Origin of the sequence: Moorena sp. SIO4A5 (assembly GCF_010672005.1) — a bacterium.
Classification (GTDB): Bacteria; Cyanobacteriota; Cyanobacteriia; order Cyanobacteriales; family Coleofasciculaceae; genus Moorena.
The window spans coordinates 191,522-213,740 of sequence record NZ_JAAHHZ010000003.1; the positions used below are offsets into that span (position 1 = coordinate 191,522).

Here is a 22,219-nt window from a genome sequence, read left to right on the forward strand (position 1 = left end):
AACCGGTCAATGAGAATTGCTGGGATAGTTCTCAATAAACCCTGGCTGATTGTCCTTGTTAACAAGGCATTTTTAACATATAGTGCTTATTTAATAAAAAGAAATATATAGGACTCATAAAATTAGATGCGTTTACCCTGGGTAGCTTGAATGTTCCCTTGGCGCTCGGTTTAGGGTAGGTTGAATGTTGACGGTTGCATCATAATCTAATCCATAATCCATAATCCATAATCCCTAATGACTGTCTATCTAGGCATCGATTTCGGAACCTCTGGCGCACGGGCAGTAGTGATAGACTCTGTTGGTACTATCTTTGCCGAGACTCAATATCCGTTTCCACTCCAAGCCATCACCATTGATACCGCAACACAGTGGCAGAAGGTATTATTTTCCCTGATTGAGCAAATTCCCCAGTCAATCAAGGGTGAAATTAATGCGATCGCAATTAATGGCACTTCCGCAACAGTTTTGTTATGCGATCGCATCGGTCAACCAGTAGATGCACCAATCCTTTACAACGATCCACGAGGAGTAGCTGTGATGGAACAACTTAGAACCATTGCTCCTCCCAACCATGTCGTTTTAAGTGCTACCTCCAGCCTTGCCAAACTTCTCTGGTGGTATCACTGTACAGAGCTAATCAGCAAAAGCTGTGCTGAAACTAATCCCCTATACTTTCTCCATCAAGCGGACTGGTTAGCCTTTCTATTGCATGGCAAATTAGGCATTAGTGACTATCACAATGCCTTAAAGCTTGGTTATAATCCTGAAAATCTTTGCTATCCCGACTGGATCAAACAGCTACCGGTGTCATCTATGCTACCCAATGTCTTGGCTCCCGGTACACCAGTTGGAGTTGTAACCCCTGAGGTAGCTCACGGCTTGGGATTATCACCAGATTGTCTAGTTTGTACAGGTACCACCGATAGTATTGCCGCATTTATCGCTAGTGGTGCCAAACAACCAGGTGAAGCGGTAACCTCCCTTGGGTCTACCTTGGTACTTAAACTATTGAGTACCACTCGTGTAGAAGAGGCCAAATTTGGCATTTACAGTCATCGATTGGGAAATTTATGGCTTACCGGTGGCGCATCCAACACCGGTGGAGCAGTACTACGACACTTTTTCAGTGACAGAGAATTAGAAAGTCTCAGCTCTCAAATCGACCCCGAGCAAGAAAGTCCCCTGGATTATTATCCCTTACTTAGACCAGGCGATCGCTTTCCCATTAATGACCCGGATCTCCCCCCAAGATTGGAACCCAAACCCGATAATTCCGTGGAATTTCTCCAAGGAATCCTTGAAAGCATAGCCCGAATTGAAGCTAGGGGGTATCGTTTGTTACAACAGCTCGGAGCAAGTCCCAAAACCTGTGTCTATACTGCTGGTGGTGGTGCCAAAAATCCTACCTGGACAAGGATTCGAGAGCGTCAGCTCATGGTACCGATGTTGCCATCTATTCACACAGCGGCTGCTTATGGTACAGCACTATTGGCCAAGCAGGGATACCTGTTAGAAGATCGGGTATAGGGTAATCGTGTCTAGGATTACTGCATGACCGAGTGACTGGGTGAGAATCTGCTGTGAATTATCAGCCCTGGATCAACCTGACCATCATCACTATCCCAGTTCGCCCTATACCCTAGAGCTCCTAAGCTCTAGATAATCCCCATGTTAGCCAATCCTAAGATAGTGCCTAGTCCTATGATGTGACCGAGGCTAGTGGTTGCTAGTAATGCGGGAAAACCCATGCCACCGAAGAACTCAGGCATAGGCAACGCTGGCCCTGCGCTAGGATTCTGGATAGTAGCTTTTCCTAATGCAATCGCTAGGACATTGCAGATAATCATGATGATTCCGACTGTCGGACTCCATTCCAGGGTGTTGGGAACGGCAGATGCAGCAGCAAGCAAGATTGAGTAAGTCAATTTGTGTTCTCCTGTTTTTGATAGACTCTTACAGTGATCTCTTAAAGATTTAATCTTTTATAAAGATTTTACCAGCGCGGTGTCATAATTAGTTTTTTTTGCCAGAGTCGATTCCGTTGCCAGTCTTGCTTTGATTCCCCTTGATTAGAAAGCCAAAGCCCGTGATTACTAGACTTTTGGGCGGTGGGATTCGGTAAAATTAAATCAAGCCTTTATGTAAATAATTGTTAAGTAATCCCTGGTTGCTCAGTCAATGTTTCGGTAAATTTACATAAATTAATAAAAGCGGGATAAACCCTGGATTGATCAATCAATCCGGGTTGACCGGATTGATTCATCCTGCATGGCTGGTGACATCTTACCGGAGCGGCGAGTATCACTAGCCATGAGGGGTTAGCTTCCTCCGCTCTTATGCCCCACACCTCAATGCTACGCCATGAGTGTTTAAAGTTACCGTAAGGATAGGGTCGCCTTTATGGTTAGTCGGTTATGCGAAAAGGGTTAAAACTTTTTGATTAAGGCTCCACTATCCTAAGGTTTCGTCTCCAGGGATGAATCGCGGACAGGAACTCTGATAAACAGCCTGAAAAACGTTATACTATAAATAGTAGGGAAAACAAATTAAGAGCTAACCGCCACCTGCTAAGTAAAAAAAAGAACTTTTTTTAATTGTTCCGGTGCGGAGGGGCATCCCGTATCGTTAATAAAGCTTACCGAGTAACCGTTCGCGTAGCGTCGGGCAAAGCCCGATAGCGATGGCTGGTGTTGGTAAGAAGCCCACAATCAACCTGACAAGGTGAGTGTGGGAGTATGTCACCTGAAACTATAATTATGCTGCTGACGGACGCATTACTTTTAGATTACAAACGCTGTCGGCGTCGGGCTTTTTTGGACATTTATGGAGATCCCACAGAGCAAGACCCACCCTCAGATTTTCGGCTGAAACTGCAACAGAAAAGCCGAGACCATAAACAACAGATTCTGGCTACTGTGCCCCACCACTCACCCCGCTACCCCAGAACAGATTGGCACGCTGCTGCACAGGCCACCTTGAAACTAATGCAACAAGGGACAGAGTACATTTCTGGAGGGGTACTGTTGATGCCAACTGGTGACGGGGTGACATTGCTATGTTTTCCTGATTTGCTGGTCAAACAGCCGGGACGTTCTAATTTTGGTGATTGGATCTATGTTCCCACCACCATTAAGCTCAGCAAACGGCCCAAGCCAGAGTATAAAATCCTTACCGCTTTTCGTGCTCAGCTGTTAGCAGCAGTACAAGGACAGTGGCCGACCACTGCCTCATTAATTTTGCGTAACCAAAAGTCCTACACCGTGGTAATAGAACGATGGGTACCACTGATGGAACAACTGCTATCGGAATGTATTGAGACTCTATTGCAGCGACAAGAACCAGAGGTGTTCATTTCCCGTCAGCGGTGTAGTCTTTGCTGTTGGTATCACAGTTGTTATGCGATCGCTAAATCTGTAGAGCACATTTCCCTATTGCCTGGAGTAACACCCAGCCGCTATCGGGATTTGAAGGCTTTGGGAGTAACCACAATCGAATCCTTAGCCACGTCCACAATTAGTGAATTAGAGCCAAGCTTTGGTAGCTTAGTAGCTTTCCAGCTGGTGCAGCAAGCCCAATCTCAGGTACAAAACCGGGTGCTGCTCTATCCCAAACACTACTTTAGTATACTTGAATACCAACAACTAGAGCGAGGGAATGGTAATGCCAAAATCTCGGCAGACCTCCCGAATCAAAACTCTTTACCAACAGCATCTGTTGAGCTTTATTTTGATATTGAAGCACAGCCTGATTTGCCCCTGGAGTATTTGCTAGGGGTGTTGGTGATTGATCGACGCACTGAAACTGAGACCTTCCATAACCTATTCGCAGAACATTCTTGGCAAGAAGGATTCATCTGGCTACAATTTCTAGACTTAGTTGAGCGTTATCCAGATGCCCCAATCTTCCATTTTTCCAAGTATGAAGTTGATACGGTCAAGCGCTTAGCAACCCTTTACCAAACTCCACGACATATAGTTAGACCCCTGCTAGATCGTTTCGTGGATGTTCATCAAATAGTTATTGATACTGTGACCATGCCAGTGGAGAGTTATTCTCTGAAAAATCTGGCTAGATGGTTGGGGTTTGAGTGGCGCGATCCGGATATGACTGGCTCCGAATGTGTGTGTTTGTATGACCAGTGGTTAAAAACAGGCAATCACTCTATTCTCGAAATTATCCAGCGCTACAATGAAGATGACTGCCGCGCTACATATCACCTCAAGCAGTGGCTAGTCAACTTTTTGTCCAACACTTTGCCCAACACTTTGCCCAACACTTTGCCCAACACTATTAACTTTCAAAACTTAGCATGAAGTTATGCAACGATTTTTTAAGTTATTAGCTTTTGTGCTCTAGCTTACACACACAATGTATAGCTAGATGCTAAATTAAATCTAAAGGGGGCTTTCGCCATCATTGGATGGAGGGGAGCCCTCTCTAGAATTTTTAGAGGTCTGGAATTTAGAGGTCTAGAATTTCTTTTATAAGAGGTGATTAATATGCTTCCACTTTTTCTAATTCTTCTGGTAACTGCCCTAGGGAGCATCTTGATATCGTTGAGAGTCTCTCACGAAATCCCTCGCCTATTGGGAGTAGGCAGTACCATTGTCTGTCTAATATTTGGTTTTGCTATGGCACCTTGGCCAGTACAGGTTTTGATGCTCCTATTAATTCTTAGCCTGGAACGATTTTATCCATTCAGCAGAACAGCTTCAGAGGCAATCTTAATCTCAAAAGTCTCCAATACCAACACAGAACGGTGATTCTGCCATAGCAATAGCAGTAAATAAGGTTTTTGGTCTTGAAAAAAAAAATAGTGAGCCCTAGGGTGCGTGATTAGCCCACCCTATTGCGTTAGCGCTGGGATAGGTTATACTGGTTCCAGCCATAAACTGAGCCTTCGGTCATTGGTCGAGGGTAAGCTCAAGGCAAATCGGCTGAGAGCTCAGAGGTCTAAGGTGACTGCTCAAAGTATTTTTCGGTTTTTTTAAAAAAAAGCCTTGACAAATACACCAGTCATACATAATAATAGTAAATGGCTCGGAGATTGGGACTGTAGTTCAATTGGTTAGAGCACCGCCCTGTCACGGCGGAAGTTGCGGGTTCGAGCCCCGTCAGTCCCGTAGAAAAAATGTAGGATACTATCGACTGCTCATAAAGATGATCCTAAAGATGATCTAGTTAGGGTAGTTGATTGTTGCAGGTACAATAGAGACGAAAAGACAATAGTAATTAGGTTCTTAGCAATCAGCTGTGACAGTTAGAGTCCGTATTGCCCCAAGTCCAACCGGAAATTTACACATTGGTACCGCTAGAACCGCTGTATTTAACTGGCTATTTGCCCGTCGCCACAGCGGTAAGTTTATTCTGCGCATTGAAGACACCGATCAAACGCGATCGCGAGAGGAATATACCCAAAACATCCTCGATGGTTTAAGTTGGCTGGGACTGGAGTGGGACGAAGGACCATTTTTCCAATCCCAACGTCTTGACCTTTATAGTGCTGCTATTCAACAACTCTTAGACCAGGGATTGGCTTATCGCTGCTACACCACAGCTGAGGAACTAGAACAACTGCGGGAAGCTCAAAAGGCTAGAAAAGAAGCACCCCGCTATGACAATCGCCATCGCAATTTGACACCAGAACAACAAGCAGCATTTGAGGCGGAAGGGCGCAAGCCGGTGATCCGCTTTATGATTGATAATGACCGGGAGATTGTTTGGAATGATCTCGTCCGAGGTAAAGTCACCTGGAAAGGCAGTGACCTTGGAGGTGATATGGTCATTGCTAGGGCATCTCAAGATAATGGTATCGGTCAGCCTCTCTACAACCTAGCTGTGGTGGTGGATGACATTGATATGCATATTACCCATGTCATTCGCGGTGAAGACCATATTGCTAATACTGCTAAACAGATTTTGCTCTATGAAGCCCTAGGGAGTGTAGTGCCAGAATTTTCCCATACACCTCTGATTCTTAACCATGAGGGACGGAAGCTATCCAAGCGCGATGGTGTAACCTCTATTTTTGACTTCAAAGCCATGGGCTTTACCCCTGAGGCGATGGTTAATTATATGACATTGCTGGGATGGTCTCCCCCTGACTCTACTCAGGAAATCTTTACTTTGGCTCAAGCCGCTCAAAAGTTCGGTTTTGAACGGGTGAACCCAGCTGGGGCAAAGTTTGACTGGGCTAAGCTGGATTGGATTAATAGTCAATATATCCACCAGATGAGTGCATCTGAGTTAGTGGACTTGCTGATTCCCTACTGGGAAAGTGCTGGGCACAACTGTGATCCTGTGGAAAATCGCCCTTGGCTGGAACAGTTGACTGCTATGATTGGGCCAAGTTTGACTCGCTTGCCAGAAGCAGTAGATATGACTCGGATGTTCTTTACTGAGTCGGTTGAGTACACTGAGCAGGCAGTAGAGCAGCTCAAAAAAGCTGGTGCTAGTGAGGTGGTGCAAGCTATTCTTGAGCAACTCGGTAATTACCAACAGCTGAGTCCAGAGGAAGCTAAGCAGATTATTAACCAAGTCACAAAAGCGCAAAAGGTCAAGAAAGGATTGGTTATGCGATCGCTTCGTGCTGCACTAACTGGGGATGTCAATGGTCCTGATTTGATTGAATCCTGGGTACTGCTTCATCAGCGCGGGTTTGACCAAACTCGCTTGAAGGAGTCATTGCTGAAGGTGGCATGATCCCAACCGATAGGTAACTGATGGGTTACCGATTGGTAACCCGTTTCTGATCCTGTTTGGGTCAATTCTTTTACCCTGAGCCGAAGTTACCTTGTCCAAAGTTCCCGACAACCCACTAATAAATTTTGGCTGTTCCATGAAAACTTTCAAGGGAGTAAGCCAAACTTATTCTAACTCTGAGGTCGAAAAATCTAATGAATTAAAAAGCTAAATTAATTTTAGATTTAACGAGATATATTTAAGCTCTTGACTGAGATAATCTGCCCACAAATTAGGTTTTATCTGATACACAGACAGTAGTGCGATCGGACGAACAATTATTCGCAGACGTACTCATTATAAAGCGAATCGTATTGACAAGGAGAGTCATCATCGCCATAGTAAATACTAGTCCAAAACGGACTGTCTTCTATCAATAAATTGCAATCCCTCACGTCATAAAGCCTCAGATATTCAGGCTTGTTTGTTTCCACCATCTTTTGGAGTTTAGAACAGCGAGCTTTTTGAAATTCAACAGATTTTTGACATTCAACAGATTTTTGACATTCAACAGATTTGAGTTTGTTCCGCTTTTTTTCTAAAGCCGAGTCACATTCTTTCACATCTTTACCCTTACTCACTCGACTGTAAAAACACTGAGCCAGACTTTCTTCAGTCTGACTTTCTTCAACCAGTGCTTGTGCTTGACCGGGGGCAACGCCCTCAGCGACGGCGATACCCAACAATAGCGTGCTAGAGACCATCAGGATTCCTGACAGCAGCAAGGAAAAAAGACGTTTCATCAAATACTTCCTTTTTTTTTTATTAAGCCAATATGATTTTATCACAACCGTTTGCCTTAGTTGCAGCACAGGAAAACTTATGTGTATCTAGCGCTACTGTTATACTAATTGGGTAAAACTCAGATCTTGCACCAAAAAAAGTGGCGGTGAGAATAAACGGCTGAATTGGGTGCATCTCATATTTGTAAAAAAGTTGGGTAGGGTGCGTTAGGGGGGCCTCATTTTCCGCCTCTAGCCTTTGGTTATGTTGCTGCCCGTAACGCACCACGGTGTCAAACAGCAAAAATGAGATGCACCCGCTGAATTGATTGTGGTTAGGGGATTAGAGGCCGTTATTTATCATAGCTAGAGACAACTAATCAAATACCTTTAAACATTCTCTGTATTCCCTATAGTTTGGGTAAAAACAATTAGTTCACGCTTAGAAGATGTATGTTTTACTGAAGAAATTACTGAAATCACTTTTTTGCTTAACCCTTCTATTATTAAGCAAGGCCATTACAGACTATTTCGTAAATTTTTCAGGATAAACCATCTATTTGAACTAGATGCCAAATTGCTCTTTAATACCTTGGATAAACGTCTTATCATCCAATTCTTTTCGATTAGCCACCATCATCCTGGCATCTTCGCCAGCAGTATATCGCAATTTATCAGTGCCATCTGTTGCTGCTTCATAAATCACGTTAGCGACAACGCTAGACTCGGAGGCATTCTCAAGTAAAGATTCCATAGATTTGAACACCTTACCAATTAATTCTTGATACTCAGTTAGGCTTTCATCGTTGTTAAAGTCAAAGGAACGACCAGCAAAATCGGTTTTAATCACTCCTGGTTCAACAATTTTCACTTTGCAGCCAATTGCTTCCATTTCAAAACTCAGACCTTCGGAAATCCCCTCAACAGCAAATTTAGTCCCGTTATATAATGAAAATAATGGAAAACTCCTTTTGCCACCAATCGATGAAATATTAATTAAAATACCATCTTTATTTTGTATAAAATGGGGTAGGATTGCTTTGGTTACATCTAAAAGCCCAATAACATTAACATCAAATTGTCTTGTTATCTTTTCCCTGGGGGTTGCTTCTAAAGTACCAAAAGCACCATAACCAGCATTATTTACCAAAACATCTATTTTGCCGAATTTTTCAATGCCTAACTCAACGGCTTTTGTAATTGAATCTTGGTCTAAAACATCTAGTCTTGTCACCAACACATTATCAAGGGTGGTTAGTTCTGTTTCCTTTTCTGGAGTTCTCATGGTCGCAACCACGTTCCAACCCTTTTCCTGGAACAATTTTGCAGTTGCTTTTCCAATACCGCTGCTTGCTCCTGTGATTAAAATTGTCTTACTCATTTTGGCTTCAAACTAATTTTTGTGATTTGACGACGACAATTCACGCTTGAATGTCGATTCAGTTTGATCTTATACTAAGGAAACGGTAAATTTCACTAGCAAGTTGCGCCAAACTACATGCAAAGTGCGCCAATAAAGAATTAACCTTATGTAACAAAAAGGGAAAAGATGACTGTTGTAAAAAAACAGATAATGTATAAGGTACTCCCGACTCCCGACTCCCGACTCCCGACTCCCTAAAACCTAGAACGAAAGTACCTCACAGCAATTGAGAACTGCTATAGCTCATGCGCTAACTACCACTTGTCCTACAGGATGAGCCACACAAGTCAAAATCATACCTTCGTTCCGTTCATCCTCTTGGAGAGCATCAGGTTCCTCGTCATACTCGACTTTCCCTTTTAGAAGCTTTTGCTTACAAGCACCACAGGCTCCCATGCGGCAACCGCTCGGTAATGCCACCCCTTCTTGTTCCGCCACATCTAGGATCACATCCTCTGCATCACAGGTGACTTCTTTCCCAGACTTAGCAAAGACTACAGTTGGTTCTGAACAGGTTGATGGTGATTTCACTAAATGTAGTTTAGGACGAGCTTCGGCTGTGACTGGTGTAGGAGTTGTTGTTGCTGTTGCTGTCTTTTTTGACAACTTTTTGCCACCAAAACTCTCTTCATAGTAGTTCTCCATCGGGAAGTCTAGACCGGCTAGCATGGCTTTCACCCCTGCCATAAAGGGATTCGGACCACAGACATAAATAATGCGATCGCGAAAATCAGGAGCCATCTGTTGCACCATGGCTTGATTAAGTCTTCCGGTATAACCCCACCAAGCTTGGTCAAGTTCTGGACGAGTGGTGGTAATAGCTGGCTTAAAGTTGGGGTGCAAAGCCGCCATCAACTCTAATTTCTGACGAAAGATGATATCTTTTAGGCTACGAGCGCTGTGAACAAAGACCACATCCACATCAGCCCCAATATCACAAAGCCACTCAGACATCGACATCATCGGAGTAATCCCGCTACCTGCTGAAATGAACAGCAGTTTATTAGCAGAATGGTCAGCACAGGTAAATTTCCCCATTGGGCCATTTAATCTCACCTCGGACCCAACTTTGATGTTGTCGTGCAACCAGTTAGACACCAAACCGGCTGGTACATCAGGAGCATCGGCTGGTGCTGGCACTCGCTTGACGGTAATTTCCAAAGTATAAGGACGTGAGGGGGCCGAAGAGATGGAGTAGGAACGCTTCACTGGCTTGCCATCAATCTCCAAATCCAGAGTGACAAACTGACCTGGCTTGTAGCTGAACAACATTGGCGGATCCGCCACAAAGCGAAAGGTCTTGACATCATGGGTTTGATCAATGATCTGCACACAGCGGACAGTAATCTCACCCTTAGTCCACCGCTTCATCCCAGTGCTATTGCCATCTACCACTAGGTTTTGTTGCTGCTTATAATCATACTGCTGTAGTGTTTTGACCAGCAGCACAAAGTCACCGATGCGGATAATATCCTCTTCCCTCAGGAGCCAGTTCTGGTTAACATCCATCTCCTCATTATTGATCCGAGAGCCATCGGTGCTACCAAGGTCAGCAAAGTAATACTGTCCCCCTTGGCATAGGATTCTGGCATGTACACGACTCACTACAGGACTATCCAGAACTAGGTCACAACTCGGGTGACGACCAATCAGATACTCACCTTGAATCCCAATTTCCGGTTTCAGGGTTTTTTCCTGTAACTCGTTGGTTTGAGAGTTGATAAGTATAGTTTTCAGCATGTTTCGTGTCACTCCAGATTACCGCAATAATCGGTCAATTGTGTCAATTACTCAGGACTTACCCATAAACTCTGCCGCTAGGGTGCGTTGATAACACACCATACTATATAAGTGCATTTGCATTTGTAACCAATTTGGCATAAGTCCTGGTAATGAACTATGAGAGGATGATGTGTGCTAACTTCAGCTGCGACCCGTGGCGAATTTAATTCTTAATGGTAAGAGCGCACCTAACATTTGAATTAACACTTGATACTAGCATCATACTTAGTACCCTTGACCTCTCGCAAAAGTTCAGTGTTGGACACATGGCTATATACTTCTCAGCCTTTTGGTAATTTTTTATGCAACAGCATTTTCTGAGAGCTCCATGCTTATAGCAGAAGTCAGAAGTCAGAAGTCAGAAGTCAGAAGTCAGAAGTCAGAAGTCAAACTCTTGCGCTTACTTAGGTTTGAGACTTTTGTCATCTCCTAACTACCCTAGCGACTGCTATACCTTAGAATCGCTACCAAGATTATTTCAACCCTGAAACTTTTGATATCATCCAACGTCTCTACTAGCCAGTGAGAAGTCAGGGTCTTTGATAATCTTGGCTGTTCATACTATTGATGTGTTCAGGAAGATTGATCTCCATGAAATATCCGATTCGAGTGTTATTATCACTCTTAACCCTATGTACTATTAGCTTAGGGACTAATAACGTATCTGCTGAATCTAATCAATGTAGGGAGATTCGTGCTGTACGTCGCTTGGCGATTCGCGAAAACTTAGATAGGGATAATCTAGCTACCCTAGAATATAAGTACTGTGGACAGAGTAACCGACGTTCATCAAGTATTCAGTCACCACGAAATTCCTCTCAAGATTGCTTCGACCTGACCGCCATGGCAAAACTAGCCAGCATGACACAAGAGGGAAGAAGCTTTTTGGGTACGATTGAAAGTTTACAGCAAGTTATATGCAATGGTCCTAGCCAAGGTCAGAGGTCTTCGTTAGAGTGGCCAAATGGGGAAACTGCCAAATCAGGGTCAAAATGGAAGTATCCCAACGGAACGACTGCCAAATTCGGGTCAAAATGGAAGTATACTAACGGAACGACTGCTAAAGTCGGGTCACAATTGAAGTATCCCAACGGAAAGACTGCCAAATTCGGGTCATCAGGTTCGTGGAAGTATCCTAACGGTCAGACTGCCCAATTGGGGTCACGTTGGTATAGCCCTAAGGGTAAGACTACTTCAGTGGATAGTTTACTGAGCCAGGGTTGTAGTATAGTTGGCACCACAGAATGCGATCGCATCCTCACACACATCAACCGCTCTGACCGGAACAGCTATAACCGGAACCGCTATGACCAGAACCGCTATGAAACCGAGACCAGAGACAATTTCTTGCGGGATTTGTCAATCATGCAAATTCTTGACAGGCTGACTAGAGTAGCTGATTAAGCCTCAGGGGGTAACAAGCAGCTTTTTAGCTCCTAAGGGTTTGAGTTCCTAGCCACTGGGTGTAGGGTTTACTGAATAATTAAGCCCACCTACTTAAAACCCTAGACTAGATTTATTGAGAACTGCTATAAGTCCCTAAACATAACTTTTGATAGCTAATAACTGACAGCTCAATCCTTAAAATTGAATCGCGACCAAGATTATTTCAATGGTGAAACTTTTGATATCATCCAACGTCTCTACTAGCCAGTGAGAAGTCAGGGTCTTTGATAATCTTGGCTGTTCAGACTATTGATGTGTTCAGGAAGATTCATCTCCATGAAATATCCGATTCGAGTGTTATTATCACTCTTAACCTTATGCACTATTGGCTTAGGAACTAATAACGTATCTGCTGAATCTAATCAATGTAGGGAGATTCGTGCTGTCCGTCGCTTGGCGATTCGCGAAAACTTAGATAGGGATAATCTAGCTACCCTAGAATCTAAGTACTGTGGAAATAGTAACTTACCTTCATCAAGTATTGAGTCACGACTAAATTCTTCTGAAGATTGCTTCAACCTAACTGTAATGGCAGAACTAGCCAGCATGACAGAAGAGGGAAGAAATTTTGTAGGTACGATTAAAAGTTTACGGCAAGTTCCCTGTAAACTTCCTAGGCAAGGTCAGAGCTCTTTTTTAAACTGGCCAAATGGGGAAACAGCGAAATTGGGGTCATCTTGGAATTATCCCAACGGTCAGACTGCCAAATTGGGGTCATCTTGGAATTATCCCAACGGTCAGACTGCCAAATTGGGGTCAAGTTGGTATACTCCTAAGGGTAGATTTACTTCAGTGGATGATTTACTGAGCCAGGGTTGTAGTATAGTTAGCACCACAGAATGCGATCGCATCCTCACATACATCAACCGCTTTGATCAGAACCCCTCTGACGGGAAAAACTCTGAGCAGAACCGCAGGAGCAATTTATTGCGGAATTTGGGAATCGTAAAACTTTCTTGGCTGAGTTACCAGGAGACTAACCAGAGTCAGTAATTAAGCCTCAGGGGGTAACAAGCAGCCTTTTTAGCTCGTAAGGGTGTGGAGCCAGAGCTTGGCACTGGGTTTGGGGTGTAGTGAATAATTGGAGCCGTCATTAAAACCCTAGGTCAGCGGTCAGCAGTCAGCAGTCAGTAGTCAGTGGTCAACTATCATGGTCATTTTATTCAAAAGCACCTCAAGTAGCGTGGCACAGGCTTTGGCCTTGGCCTTTAGGCCACGCTACGCGAATGGCCACGCTGTGCGAACGACGCTGTGACCTAACCCATAAGCTGATAGCTGATGGCTGTTCGCGTAGCGTGCGCGTAGCGCATAAGCTGATAGCTTACTTAATTAAGATGTAAGATCGCTATAGGCTCTATGGCCACGTGTGTGAGGATTTCTCTAAATGCGAGTTTTATTACTGTATCCGCTATTTCCGAAAACCTTTTGGTCTTATGACAAAATCCTTGAATTAGTTAATCGCAAAGTTTTATTGCCACCCTTAGGTCTAATTACTGTTGCTGCATTATTACCTCAAGACTGGGAATTTAAACTTGTTGACCGCAATATCCGAGACGTAACCGAAGCAGAATTTGAATGGGCAGATCTGGTGATAATCTCAGCGATGATTGTCCAAAAAACCGATGCCCTAAACCAAATTAAGGAAGCCAAACGACGTGGTAAATTAGTGGCATTTGGGGGACCTTATCCTACCTCTTTACCCGAAGAAGCAAAGAAGGCAGGGGTGGATTTTCTAATCCTAGATGAAGGAGAAATCACCCTACCTATGTTTGTAGAAGCTTTAAAGCGAGGGGAAACTAGTGGAACGTTTCGCACTACAGAGAAACCCGATGTCACTCAAACCCCGATTCCCCGCTATGATTTGTTAGAGCTTGATGCCTATGATTCAATGTCAGTACAGTTTTCGCGGGGATGTCCTTTTCAGTGCGAGTTCTGTGACATCATTGTTCTCTATGGCCGCAAATCTAGAACAAAGGAACCAGCCCAGCTTCTCAAGGAATTGGATTATCTCTATGAATTAGGCTGGCGGCGTGGTATCTTTATGGTGGATGACAACTTTATTGGGAATAAGCGTAACGTTAAACTACTTCTGAAAGAGCTAAAAGTATGGCAGAAAGAGCATCAGTATCCCTTCCGATTTAATACTGAAGCATCTGTAGACCTAGCTGCGGATTCCGAATTGATGGACTTGATGGTGGAGTCTAACTTTGATGCTGTATTTTTAGGGATTGAAACACCAGACGAAGAAAGCCTTAAACTAACTAAGAAATTCCAAAACACTCGCAGCTCTCTAACGGATGGTGTAGACAAAATAATTCGTGCGGGATTGCGACCAATGGCAGGGTTTATTATTGGTTTTGATGGAGAGAAACAAGGAGCCGGTTCCCGTATTATTAGTTTTGTTGAACAGGCTGCTATCCCTACAGCCATGTTTGGTATGTTACAGGCTTTACCCAATACTGCTCTGTGGAATCGTTTAGAAAAAGAAGGGCGTTTGCGAGATAACACTAAAAAAGATATCAATCAAACCACCCTAATGAACTTTGTTCCTACTCGTCCCATTGAGGAGATTGCTCAAGAATACATCGAAGCATTCTGGACGCTATACGAACCTGAACGGTATATAGACCGTGCCTATCAATGTTTTTTAAAGCTTGGCCCCCCTAAATGCAAAGCCCCATTCAAAATGCCGGATTTGGTAGATTTGAAAGCTCTGGCGACTGTAGTTTGGCGGCAAGGGTTTAAGCGCAGTACTCGCTGGAAATTCTGGCATCATTTATTTGGTATTTTCAGGCATAATCCAGGTGTGTGGGAACATTACCTTACTCTATGCGCTCACAACGAACACTTTCTTGAATATCGTCAAATTGTCCGGGATGAAATTGAAAGACAGTTAGTTGATACTAATCCTAAATTGATGGATAAAGAATTAATAGAGATATAGCAATTCTCAGCAACATTTTATGGATATTACTTATCCTTTTAAGGCAAGAGGCAAGAGGCAAAAGGCAAGAGGCAATAGGCAATAGGCAATAGCAAAGAGGGTTTTAAGCGATGCAGTGCTAAAACCCTCTCCCTCTACTCCCTCTACTCCCTCTACTCCCTACTCCCTACTCCCTACTCCCTAGAATGAAAGTCCATCACCCAATTAAGAACTGCGATCTATGGCCTTGATAGTTAAATCTCTCAAGGTGAAGGTGAAATCTAGTTTTTTGGTTGTGCTAATAAATTCAATGATGACTTCAGTAGCAACTGCTGTAGTCATCAGCACTAAATTCCGAGCTAATGGATAATCACAAACATCATCATTAACTGGAGAAGGTACTCGATAATTTTCATTCCAAATTATCTCACTGTAGTCTTCTGCTAACCCAACATGAAGACAAGGGGTTTGGGAATTATCACAGTAATCTTTTACGGCTTGACGAGCGACACTGTTATCAAAGGTGTCAATGACTAAAGTAGAATTAGTCAGTAATTGTTTGGTATTAGCTGTGGTTAATTCCTTGACCTTAGCCTCCAATTTTACCCCAACCGCTTGGTAGAGGGAATGGGCGAGGATTTTGGCTTTATGGGCACCAATATCAGAGCGGTAGTAGGGTTGGGTAGAAAGATTGCGCTCTTCAATGCGATCGCAATCAATCACCTTTAGCTTTCCAAACCCTGAACGAGCTAAATTTTCGGTAATATTGGCTCCAAGTGCTCCCGCACCACACACGGTCACGGGGTAGTCACGTAACTGGGCCATGACTTCGGAGGTACGGTAGAGTTGTTCGTGGAAAAAAATTGACATCATCCTAATCCCAATTATCTCGTGCCTCAATCACCCCAACCAAGGACTGTAAATCAAAATCGCGATCGCGTCCACTCAGACAAATCCCAGAACTGATTACAGTCAGATCCTGTTTAGATATCGCTGATATGTGGTGTTTACCGTCAGCAGTGCTCCAGCGCACCTGCCAGAATTCTCCCCGGTCATGGAACTGTTGCAGTGCTCCCCCACCCATTTCCAAAGCTTGTTCCAGCCTTCTGTGATCCCGTTGATGCAGAGCTTTACCTTTAAAATCTTTAGTCTGTTGTGTTACCAAGTCATAAACTATTCTCATTTCTGGTGTCAGCCCCTTTACATCCAGTTCTTCAGGTGGTGTTATTTGCTTTAACTGCTCTCTAAGTTGTTCTGCTAGTAAAGGATCTCCCTTACGGTCAAGCTGCTGAAACCACCAAGCCTTACCATCCCCACGAGCTACCACTTGTTCAAAGGCTACCCCGCCCTCTACCAGATGGATAGGAATAGGTTTAACCGTGCCAAAGCGCTGACGAGCATCGGATTCATTCACCGGATATCCTAGCCAGGTCTTTCCCGACAATTGATAAGCTAGTCGTAAACGCAACGGTTGGAGCAGTTGCCAATACTCATCAAGTTGAAACACATCTGGCTCTTCCACCACAGTTGCCACTTTCTCGTTGACTGGCTGAAAAATACCCCATCCTTCAAAGTTACGAGGCTTAGGGGAAAATGTATAAATCATTCCAGCAACACGAGTTCTTACCCGTCCCCCACGTACACAGGGAGCGAGGAATTGATTGTCACTCAGTTGCGCTTCCTTTGCAGCAATTTGATTGATGAGGTCGAGGATATTTGCCATCATTCAACTCCAAGGGGACTACCGTTATACCCGCGCTTCATGCGCGGGAGGGGAATTGGAGACTGGATCTGTTGCGCTTTTTGATAATCTATGCTAGGATTAAGGAATATTAATGCGCCTTTTAGGTGCCGGTTTGCGCGCAAGCTGAAAAGCCCCTGCTAGAAGCGTAGACCAAAATACAAGTAAGCTCAATGATTTGATCGGAGAGTCTAGAGGCTGTTTGGTTCAGCCGTTAAGAGTTTTTACTCTTAAGAATCCCAGCTCCTTTGGAGCCGCTACGCGAACGCTATAATCGCTTGATTTAGCGATGGGAGTATCAAGATCCTGCTCTATTGTATACATATTGTATTGATGCAGTCGCTCATGGGGGAAACCCCCTTTGGGGGCGCTGCATCGCAATGTGCAAGTCGCCAGAGCAAAAGCGTTCGTCACTTAGAAGGAACTCCGCCGGTGAGTTACTACACACTCTTTAAATGATGGCTACTTCTAAGCCCACATTCCGGGTTCTTTGCGCCTTCCTCGCTTCACGCCCGCTACGTTAGAGTAACGGTACTATTCCTCTCGTACTAATGTATGTAAGCTCTGGCTGTTAGGGCACACAAGTCGTTAAAATTTATTCAAATAATCACGACTACTTATCATTTAATCACGACTACTTATCATTTCGCACCGGTAGCGGTGTCTCCAGAATCTCCATCAGTAACTCTAGCCGTGACGGACGAGTCATCAGTGGAACCAGGTTTGGTAGAGAATAGTAATCTCCAGCAAAGGTAAAGGTTTCTACTGGCACCTCTTGCTGCTTCAGTGTAGTTTCCACCCAGTCGTAGGAGTAACCAACTCGGACAATAATCACATTGGGCATCAATCCCAATTCACGAGAGTAGGTCTTGTAAACTTTACCAAAGTAAGGTGCTGTGTTTTCACCTTCATCGGTAACCAAGATAATCTGGTCAACCGCCTGCTTTCGAGAGCGCATTACTTCTAAACCACAACCAATGCTAGTTCCACCCCCTGCTTTGATGTGCCTGAAGGCACGTTCCCAGTCACTCAACTCTTTTCCTTGAGCCTTAACTGGGTAAGGCATATTATCGAAGGCATAGACAAACAGCTCAGCTTCAGTAATACCAGAGATTAGGGCTGCCAGCCGCTTACCAACTTCAATGGCTTTGTCCATTGAACCGGACTTGTCCACTAGTAGAGCAGTGGGCTTGGTAATGGTACCCTTGCGCTTTACTTGCTGATTGGTAACTTGTTCTAACTTAGCAAGAGTTTGAGTATCTAACTGAGCAGCTTCAGCAGCAACTTGTGCCTTGAACGCAGAAACGCGATCGCTTGTCTGTGCCTGTTCTAGCTTTGCCTCAATCAACTCCTTGACCTGTGGGTGTTCCATCGCACCCCGCCCTTGGAGGGATTTGAGATTATTAATTACCTCTTGGGGTGTCATGGAATTGATTAGTGCTACCAACACCGTAGGAGTGACAGAGCGCACAGCACCAATGGCGATGGTGTAGGGAATCTTATGTTCAACAATCAATTGCGCCTGTTCAGCAGCAGTTTCCGTTTTCGCTAACTGCTTGAGTATCCAAGCTAAAGAACCTTCTGGAGGATGATCCTTAAATAAGACTGCATCTGCTCTAGGGCTAGGCTTAATATGTAAACTAGCATAGAGATGCTTCATCGCCTTTCGACCCCGCAATGCTGCTCGGTCAAACAATGCTGGAGTCTTTTCCCGTGTTTTAAGGTAGCGCCGCACTGCTGTCCGAGCCGAACGAGGCACCTTATTGCGCTGCTGCTTCATAAAATCCACTACTCGTGCCACCTGGTAGGGTGGGAATTTTTGCAGCATCACAAAGCCAGCATCTCGGTGTTCAGTCAAATTGCTAGTCAACAAATGACCTAAAAACACTTCTTTGTGGTCACGGACATCCCCGTGATTTTCGTACCAAACGGCTAAGTGACCATAAAAAATTGGGTCAATTTCTACCATCAGTTGGTGCAATTCTGTTACTTGCTCCAGCTTACGATGGGGTGTAGTCAATAAACTGTTTAGTAATTCTAAACGCAGGTCACGCTCTTCAGTTTTCATAGGATTCACCTCCTATGGTCCTATGTAATTTCTTGATAAATTTATAAGTTACTTGGTTGTTTGGTTGTTTGGTTTAAGGTTGAAGGTTGTTTGGTTTAAGGTTGAAGGTTGTTTGGTTTAAGGTTGAAGGTTGTTTGGTTTAAGGTTGAAGGTTGTTTGGTTTAAGGTTGAAGGTTTACTAAAAATCAACCTTAAATATTGTAAATATTATCCACTAGTTTAGTAGCCTTGTTTCGGCTTCTCAAATTCAAATACTCGATAAAGATAAATTATTAACAGACATAGTTACATCCAGTCAAGAATAAATAAGGCCAATAATAATTATAACAATGGTAGCTAATACTAGCTTCTTTAACTCATTAATCGGGGATATTAAGCTAATAAAAAACAAGAATTAATAACTAATTAGATGTGTCATGATTTAGTAATTTAGGAATCCTAAATGAATGAATTGTGATAATTTTGTTTCCTAATCCGTACTCCCTACTTCCTACTCCCTACTCCCTACTCCCTGTTCCCTATTCCCTGTTCCCTTTGCTATAAAAGATTGAATCAATTCGCGCAAGTTCAGAAAGCTGTTGTATCACACACGGGATTTGAACCCGTATATTCTCGATTTAGAGTCAAGTGCCTTTCCATTTGGCGAGTATGAAAGCTTTCCGGGTCAGGGCGCGAAAGTGACTCAGTTAATTTTAAAGTTGTTTGGTTATAGCAGCTGATTTCCACTAGAATTAGGGTCCCCGCGCAAGTCAGTAAAGCTTTTAATAAAATGATGCTCTATCCATTTGAGCTACAGCGGCAAATAGCGCCGCTGATAGGATTCGAACCTATAACCTTCCGATTCGTAGTCGGTAGTATGTAAGCTTCAGCGGTTAGGGCGCGGGGGGAAATTTGGAACAATTGCTCCTGTGCAAGTTATAGCAGAAGTCAGAAGTCAGAAGTCAGAAGTCAGAAGTCAAACTCTTGCGCTTACTTAGGTTTGAGACTTTTGTCATGTCCGCGCCTGCCCTGGCGACTGCTATAACAAAAGCTTTGTAGGCTTCTTGAGATCAGGGCACAGGACAAAAGGTTTAACCTAACACCTTTTAACCATAAACCTTAACCATAAACCGCTTCAGGTCTGATAATCAGATTGCGGTTGGTACTGCGGTCAATGACATAAGAGGTAAAGCGCTCTGGGGCTACATCAAAGTACTTCGCGAGTTGCTGTTTAACAGCAATATCGTTCATACTTTTGGCTATACCCAGCTGACCTTCAGCAATGTCGTAGGAACGACCTTCAAACCGAACATGAATCATTGGGCATCCCTCCTTGTAGCGCGATGTTTTCTCTTTAACCTTACTTTTATACTACATGTATATTACAAATGTGTCAAGTCCTTGGCACTAAATTTTTTAGGACTTAGGGATAAATGGTATATTTAACTTATTTAACCCTTAAAAGCAGGGAAATTCATTAGACCTTATACTAGGGACGGTAACTTGGGGCTGATATCGTTAGATTGTTCGCGACCCGATTGAAGCTCAACTAGGCGAGTGTTTATCTTAGGATTTAATATTATACAGTAAAATTTTATTATTTAATACAATCCAGCTCAAAATATTGAAATTAACTTTCAGCAAGCAATAGATGAGCAACTTTAAGGATCAAGTGGCACTAATCACAGGAGCTTCCTCTGGCATTGGAGCAGCTCTTGCTCATGAATTAGCCCGTGAAGGAGCCAATGTGGTACTCCTAGCTCGGCGAGCAGAACGATTAGAAGCCATAGCTTCACAAATTGATCCTAATGGTCAACGTGTACTTGCTATCCCCTGTGATGTGACGAAGGATGGTGAGCTTGATCAAGCGGCAACCTTTGCCCGTAGTAAGTTCGGCAAAATTGATATCGTTGTTGCTAATGCTGGCTGGTCTTTGAAGGGTAATGTGGAAAACCTCAGGGTGAATGACTATCGACGTCTGTGGGAAACCAATGTTTTTGGGGTACTGAGTACCATCTACGCGACCTTAGATGACCTCAAGAAAACTCAAGGAAGACTGGTCATTATTAGTAGCGTAAAAAGTTACGTTGCCTTGAGTGGCGATTCTCCTTATAGTATGAGTAAATTTGCTATCCGGGCTTTGTGTGAGTCGTTGTCTCAGGAGTTGGCTCCCCATGGGGTGTCGGTCACACACATTTGTCCAGGATACGTTGCCACTGAAATTCGTCAGCTAGACAATCAGGGAATTTGGCATTCAGACTGGCAGGATCCTATTTCCCCCAGGCTTCTGATTTCTGCTGATCAAACTGCCAAACAAATTGTTAAAGCTATTTCCCGACGACAACGGGAACAGGTAATAACAAACTATGCCAAGCTGATTGTCCTGATCAAACGTCACATGCCTTGGTTGCTCTCATGGCTGATTTCAAAATTCCAAATCAAGGTAGCTGCTAAGCCGTCACCAATTAAGCACTAATATTTTTTACTATAGCAATTATCAGCGACGTTTGGGCGTTGCTGAATTAAGGAATGAATGCGCGATTATCTGATTTTATTACAGCCCCCTAAATCAGCAACGCCATGAGATGACCCATTTACCAGAAAGTTGTCTCTGACTACCTGTTGCATGCACTTAGCCATACCTTTAGCAACCTGAAACTAATTACCATATCCCTTTTTCTTGCCATAAAAAACTGTTTTAAACTCTAGAAAATCATCGGTATTTGGACTATAAAGCGTATAAGTAGCCTTTCCTGGTTCTTTGCCTACATTTCCTACACCAACAACTCTTCTTTTGGGTGCAGTAATAGTTTGCACGGGTTGCTGGCGATCTAAAGTCATCACCGAACTATTTACTGAACCTCCTTGTAGTTGATATTCAAATACTTGACCCGAACGACCACAAAAGAGATAATTTGCCTGGACTCTTTGCAAGCGGTCTAGCATTTTCCAGGGTAGGGTTTCGGGGGTTAACTCATCGCTGACGCTAACAGTGCTACCGTGAATTAACAAACAATCTAATTCAAAGAAGCCAAAATGACAGTTGCGTAACCACTGTACGGTTTCGCGAGATACCGAATCCCAAAGAAGTTTAGCAGTTTCTTTACCAAAGCGCTCGATTAATTCTGTCGGTTCTGGTGTCGAACCCAAACCGTGTAAAGTAAAGCATTGTTCTTCCCACCAGCCTACGCATACTTGGGGTTCTAATTCTCTAGGTAAAGGATTCTGAATTCGTTTAATTACTTGTTCGCTATCTTGGTTAGCTGCTACGATATCGCCCAGAATATACAATGCTTCCACCTTAAAGCGCTGGCGTTTGATATCTGCCAACACTGCTTCGTAAGCTGCGATATTTCCTTCAATTCCGCTTAAAATTGCCCACATTGATTTT

Annotated in this window: 17 protein-coding genes, 2 tRNA genes and 1 other annotated feature; of the genes, 9 read left to right on the forward strand and 10 right to left on the reverse strand. The window is 43.7% G+C overall.

Translation table 11 applies throughout. The annotated features are described in order from the left end of the window. The first annotated feature begins 237 nt into the window (after positions 1–237). Complete coding sequence (locus F6K57_RS03130) at positions 238–1,530, forward strand: FGGY-family carbohydrate kinase (protein ID WP_293064748.1); 1,293 nt, start codon at positions 238–240, stop codon at positions 1,528–1,530. A gap of 128 nt (positions 1,531–1,658) precedes the next feature. On the opposite strand, the gene psaK is transcribed toward F6K57_RS03130, so the two are convergent. Beyond that, positions 1,659–1,928: a photosystem I reaction center subunit PsaK gene (gene psaK / locus F6K57_RS03135; RefSeq protein WP_075899863.1), complete on the reverse strand. Its 270-nt coding sequence runs from the start codon at positions 1,926–1,928 to the stop codon at positions 1,659–1,661. An 810-nt stretch (positions 1,929–2,738) separates the two neighbouring features. On the opposite strand from psaK, the gene F6K57_RS03140 reads away from it, so the two are divergent. From F6K57_RS03140 to gltX, 4 genes are all read left to right on the forward strand, one after another. Next, entirely contained in the window at positions 2,739–4,316 is a 1,578-nt protein-coding gene (locus tag F6K57_RS03140) for a TM0106 family RecB-like putative nuclease (RefSeq protein WP_364301027.1), read from the forward strand. Between the two features lie 186 nt (positions 4,317–4,502). Further along, positions 4,503–4,766 carry a hypothetical protein gene (locus F6K57_RS03145; RefSeq protein ID WP_293064750.1) on the forward strand — a complete coding sequence of 88 codons (264 nt, stop codon included), beginning with the start codon at positions 4,503–4,505 and terminating at the stop codon, positions 4,764–4,766. A gap of 286 nt (positions 4,767–5,052) precedes the next feature. Further along, a tRNA-Asp gene (locus F6K57_RS03150) sits at positions 5,053–5,126 on the forward strand. 130 nt (positions 5,127–5,256) lie between these two features. Beyond that, the gene (gene gltX, locus F6K57_RS03155; RefSeq protein ID WP_293064751.1) at positions 5,257–6,705 is read left to right on the forward strand and encodes a glutamate--tRNA ligase; all 1,449 of its coding nucleotides are present in this window, start codon (positions 5,257–5,259) and stop codon (positions 6,703–6,705) included. Positions 6,706–7,022: 317 nt separating this feature from the next. On the opposite strand, the gene F6K57_RS03160 is transcribed toward gltX, so the two are convergent. From F6K57_RS03160 to F6K57_RS03170, 3 genes are all read right to left on the reverse strand, one after another. After that, complete coding sequence (locus F6K57_RS03160; RefSeq protein ID WP_293064753.1) at positions 7,023–7,487, reverse strand: hypothetical protein; 465 nt, start codon at positions 7,485–7,487, stop codon at positions 7,023–7,025. Positions 7,488–8,031: 544 nt separating this feature from the next. Beyond that, positions 8,032–8,847, reverse strand: a complete 816-nt coding sequence (locus tag F6K57_RS03165) for an SDR family oxidoreductase (RefSeq protein WP_293064755.1) — start codon at positions 8,845–8,847, stop codon at positions 8,032–8,034. A 285-nt stretch (positions 8,848–9,132) separates the two neighbouring features. Beyond that, positions 9,133–10,641, reverse strand: a complete 1,509-nt coding sequence (locus F6K57_RS03170; RefSeq protein WP_293064757.1) for an FHA domain-containing protein — start codon at positions 10,639–10,641, stop codon at positions 9,133–9,135. 621 nt (positions 10,642–11,262) lie between these two features. Here F6K57_RS03170 and F6K57_RS03175 point away from each other — a divergent pair. From F6K57_RS03175 to F6K57_RS03185, 3 genes are all read left to right on the forward strand, one after another. Next, positions 11,263–12,075: a hypothetical protein gene (locus tag F6K57_RS03175; RefSeq protein ID WP_293064759.1), complete on the forward strand. Its 813-nt coding sequence runs from the start codon at positions 11,263–11,265 to the stop codon at positions 12,073–12,075. 318 nt (positions 12,076–12,393) lie between these two features. Next, positions 12,394–13,110: a hypothetical protein gene (locus tag F6K57_RS03180; RefSeq protein ID WP_293064761.1), complete on the forward strand. Its 717-nt coding sequence runs from the start codon at positions 12,394–12,396 to the stop codon at positions 13,108–13,110. A gap of 391 nt (positions 13,111–13,501) precedes the next feature. Then, positions 13,502–15,061, forward strand: a complete 1,560-nt coding sequence (locus F6K57_RS03185) for a B12-binding domain-containing radical SAM protein (protein WP_293064763.1) — start codon at positions 13,502–13,504, stop codon at positions 15,059–15,061. A 204-nt stretch (positions 15,062–15,265) separates the two neighbouring features. Here the strand turns inward: F6K57_RS03185 and F6K57_RS03190 are convergent, their stop codons facing one another. From F6K57_RS03190 to F6K57_RS03210, 5 genes are all read right to left on the reverse strand, one after another. After that, positions 15,266–15,910 carry a ThiF family adenylyltransferase gene (locus F6K57_RS03190; RefSeq protein ID WP_293065033.1) on the reverse strand — a complete coding sequence of 215 codons (645 nt, stop codon included), beginning with the start codon at positions 15,908–15,910 and terminating at the stop codon, positions 15,266–15,268. 4 nt (positions 15,911–15,914) lie between these two features. Further along, positions 15,915–16,766: a hypothetical protein gene (locus F6K57_RS03195; protein ID WP_364301037.1), complete on the reverse strand. Its 852-nt coding sequence runs from the start codon at positions 16,764–16,766 to the stop codon at positions 15,915–15,917. 432 nt (positions 16,767–17,198) lie between these two features. After that, positions 17,199–17,281, reverse strand: a sequence feature (23S ribosomal RNA rRNA prediction is too short). A 134-nt stretch (positions 17,282–17,415) separates the two neighbouring features. Continuing rightward, entirely contained in the window at positions 17,416–18,849 is a 1,434-nt protein-coding gene (locus tag F6K57_RS03200) for a vWA domain-containing protein (RefSeq protein ID WP_293064765.1), read from the reverse strand. 806 nt (positions 18,850–19,655) lie between these two features. After that, positions 19,656–19,721 (reverse strand) — tRNA-OTHER (locus tag F6K57_RS03205). 226 nt (positions 19,722–19,947) lie between these two features. After that, positions 19,948–20,148: a hypothetical protein gene (locus tag F6K57_RS03210; RefSeq protein WP_070393156.1), complete on the reverse strand. Its 201-nt coding sequence runs from the start codon at positions 20,146–20,148 to the stop codon at positions 19,948–19,950. A gap of 331 nt (positions 20,149–20,479) precedes the next feature. Here F6K57_RS03210 and F6K57_RS03215 point away from each other — a divergent pair, with 331 nt between their 5' ends. Continuing rightward, positions 20,480–21,304, forward strand: a complete 825-nt coding sequence (locus F6K57_RS03215; protein WP_293064767.1) for an SDR family oxidoreductase — start codon at positions 20,480–20,482, stop codon at positions 21,302–21,304. 182 nt (positions 21,305–21,486) lie between these two features. Here F6K57_RS03215 and F6K57_RS03220 read toward each other — a convergent pair whose 3' ends face one another. Continuing rightward, entirely contained in the window at positions 21,487–22,212 is a 726-nt protein-coding gene (locus tag F6K57_RS03220; protein ID WP_293064769.1) for a metallophosphoesterase family protein, read from the reverse strand. Positions 22,213–22,219: the final 7 nt, after the last annotated feature.